Here is a 3,667-nt window from a genome sequence, read left to right as displayed (position 1 = left end):
GTCTGTTTTGAAAAAAATAAATCCGAAATGTGAGATTGAGCAGCTTAAAGATACAACATTATCAAGTGCATGGATCGCAGCAATGTCAAAAGGACAGCAGCCGTCAGCACCGGAAGACTATATAGAGGTTGAACAGTAAAAGTGGAGATAGAACAAACGGTAAAGAAAAGAAAAAAAATAACAAGGCTGTTGCTTATACTGCTTATGATTCTTTTAAGCTTAGGTTGTATCAAGTATCTTATAAGTAAGTCTAGCAAGTATATCAGCGAAAATGGAAAAAGCAGTATGGGAGCTGTTGTTGAACAGATACAACAGACCTATGATCTTCAGGTGAGTGGGTACTACAGCCAGCTGCAGTTGGTTGAGGAATTTTTACTTCGTGAGAGGAAGCTGTCTCTTGAAACGGATACGAACAAAAGTTTCTTTGAAGCATGGGAAAAAGAATCGGAAAGTACCCTTATATTTCTTCGGGAAAATGGTCAGGCAATATCCGCAGGTGGAACAAAAATGCGGATTGATATGCCAAGTAAATTTCTGCTGGACTTAAAGAATGGATACAATATTGGAAAACTGGTGCGTCTTGATTATGATCAGAAGAAAAAAGACGGTTATCTGGTTGCGATCCCATGTCAGGAATATACGATCAATGGGGAAACTTATACGGCAATTGGAACGGTGTATGATCATTCGAAACTGGATTCCATGTTAAAACTGAAAGGTTATGATGGGAAAGCATATTTGTTCATGCTGGATGATGACGGAAATATTACGTATACGAACCTGAGTGGTGATAAATATCAGCGTAATTATTCTTTGTTAAAACATTTAAAAGGGGAACAGGCCATTACAGAAGAAGAGGCTGATTTGCTCAAAAAGAAGTTTGATAACAGAGAATCCGGAGTTGCACTTTTGGGAAAACAGAACCCCTATTATCTGGGGTATTGCCCGATAGAAAGCAACAACACCATTTTGGTATGCATTGTGACAAAGGGAGTTATTGACAATGTGCTGAGGGATTACCAGAAAACGGTGCTGTGTACAACAACACTCATGGCAGGTTTTATACTTTTACTTTTTGCTGGATTATTCTACAGTATTTCCAGACTTAGTCTTGCAGATCAAAAAGCAGAATATGAAAAAAGAAAGAATGAACTTCATTTGCAGACAATGAAGGAAATGGAAGTAGTCAATCAAAAACTGAAAAAGGCAAAGAACGTTGCAACAGAGGCTTTACAGACAGCGGAAAATGCAAATAAGGCGAAAACAGATTTCCTGTCTAATATGTCACATGATATTCGTACACCTATGAATGCAATCATTGGTATCACGTCTTTGATCAGACATGATGCAGGTAATAAAGCAAAAGTTATAGAGTATGCAGATAAAATAGATATTTCATCACAGCATCTGTTAGGAATCATTAATGATGTTTTGGATATGAGTAAGATTGAAGCAGGAAAAACAGTCTTCAAGTATTCTGACTTTTCTATTCTGGATCTTATGCAGGAACTTGACACTATATTTCATACTCAAATATATGAAAAGCAGCAGACCCTTACAATCATAAAAGAAAATATTCAGCATGAGTGGGTGAATGGGGATCAGGTTCACCTGATGCAGATTTTCAGCAACCTGCTTTCCAATGCAGTGAAGTATACCCAGGAAGGTGGGGAAATTCAGTTCTTTGTAGAAGAATGTGAGACAAAGTCATCTGTCTATGCAAAGTACCGTTTCTTAGTTAGTGATAATGGTATGGGAATGTCGGCAGATTTCAAGGATACAATTTTTGATGCGTTTACCCGTGCGGAAAGTTCCCTTACAAATAAAATACAGGGAACCGGACTTGGAATGGCGATTACTAAGAATCTGGTTGAGGCAATGGGAGGTAGCATTGACGTGGACAGTGAATTGGGACAGGGAAGCTGTTTTGAAGTTCTCTTGGATCTGAAAATTGCAGAGGATAGAACGGCTGCTCTGGCGGCACAAGAAGAAACAGATGAGCAGGATGGGAATATCCTTCAAGGAATGAGGTTCCTGTGTGCAGAGGATAATGAACTGAATGCGGAGATCCTGACGGAACTGTTAAAGATTGAAGGTGCGGAATGTATCATCTGTGAAAATGGTGAAGAGATTTTGAAAGCATTTGAACAGTCTGCCCCAGGTGATTATGACATGATCCTGATGGACATACAGATGCCTGTTATGAATGGTTATGAGGCAACGAAAGCAATCCGCAGAAGCTCCCATGAACTGGCACAGACGATTCCGATCATTGCCATGACTGCGAATGCATTTTCAGAAGATATTCAGCATTCCCTTGCGGCTGGCATGAATGCACATGTTTCAAAACCGGTTGAGATGAAGGTGCTGGAAAAGACGATCAGAAGCATAAAATCTGGTGGGGGGGGGTACCGAACCGCAGGTCACTGTACAGTGACGAATGGAAAGTAACCGGATATAGAAGAATCAAAAAGGATAGTTAGGGATAGACAGAAAATGAAAGGAAAAAGAGTAATTGCAGGCATTCTGCTTGCGGGAATTTTAGCAGTCACCCTGGCAGGGTGTAAAAACACAGATAACACGAAAGAAGAAACCGAAAAGCCTGTTATTACCCTCGGCAGTGACAACTATCCACCATACAATTATCTGAATGAGGATGGTGTACCGACGGGAATCGATGTAGAACTGGCTACAGAAGCTTTCAAAAGAATGGGATATCAGGTGGACGTTGTCCAGATCAACTGGGAGAAGAAAAAAGAACTGGTGGAGAGCGGAGAGATTGACTGTATCATGGGCTGCTTTTCCATGGAAGGGCGTCTTGATGATTACCGCTGGGCGGGACCATACATAGCAAGCCGTCAGGTGGTTGCTGTAAATGAGAATAGTAATATCTATAAACTGAGTGACCTGGAGGGAAAGAACCTGGCTGTTCAGTCAACAACCAAACCGGAAGGTATCTTTCTGAATCGGACGGATGAAAGAATCCCAAAACTGGGCAATCTGATCAGCCTGGGACACAGGGAGCTGATCTATACATTTCTGGGAAAAGGATATGTAGATGCAGTTGCAGCACACGAGGAATCTATTGTTCAGTATAGGAAGGATTATGATGCAAGCTTCCGTATTCTGGAAGAGCCTCTGATGATCACCGGAATAGGTGTCGCTTTTGCAAAAGATGATGACAGAGGAATCTGTGAGCAGATGAGCCAGACACTGGAAGAAATGCGTCAGGATGGCACATCCCTGAAAATCATTGAAAAATATCTGGATGATCCCCAGAAGTATCTGGAGGTGGATGATCGTGGATATTAAGAGAAAGAAAAAAGAAAAACGAATCCAGCTGTTCGGCGGTCTGATTGGAGTCTGTGTGGCTGTAGCCTCTCTGTTTTATTTCTTCCACGCAGAAAAAGCGGAAGCAGAGAAAAGAATGGTGGAGATTGTAAACTATGTGAAAGTGCAGTGCTCCACCTACACCCATTTTAATGAATCTTCGGAATCAAAAAGTCTCCTCCGTGCCATTGAAAGTGCCAGACAGATGAGTACAAATATTAAAATGGAAATAGAAAACGGCGGTCAGCTAAGCCGGGATTTCCTGAAGGAAAACCTGCAGACTCTATGGGTGGATGGTATCATTGTACTGGATGCAGAAGGAAAGACGGACTGTGAA

Annotated in this window: 2 protein-coding genes and 1 pseudogene; all 3 read left to right on the top strand. The window is 41.3% G+C overall.

Translation table 11 applies throughout. From position 1 onward, the window contains the following. Positions 1-285: 285 nt before the first annotated feature. Positions 286-2,451: an ATP-binding protein gene (locus DWZ40_RS10150; protein ID WP_118542931.1), complete on the top strand. Its 2,166-nt coding sequence runs from the start codon at positions 286-288 to the stop codon at positions 2,449-2,451. A 45-nt stretch (positions 2,452-2,496) separates the two neighbouring features. After that, positions 2,497-3,312, top strand: coding sequence for a transporter substrate-binding domain-containing protein (locus DWZ40_RS10145; RefSeq protein WP_118542930.1), 816 nt, complete (start codon positions 2,497-2,499; stop codon positions 3,310-3,312). Further along, a pseudogene (locus tag DWZ40_RS20065) lies at positions 3,296-3,667 on the top strand (hybrid sensor histidine kinase/response regulator); the annotation flags it as partial. The gene DWZ40_RS10145 and the pseudogene DWZ40_RS20065, both read left to right, overlap by 17 nt.

Origin of the sequence: Clostridium sp. AF32-12BH (genome assembly GCF_003477935.1) — a bacterium.
Classification (GTDB): Bacteria; Bacillota; Clostridia; order Lachnospirales; family Lachnospiraceae; genus Brotaphodocola.
Note: the sequence above shows the minus strand (reverse complement) of the source record. Positions and strands in the feature narration are given on the sequence as shown.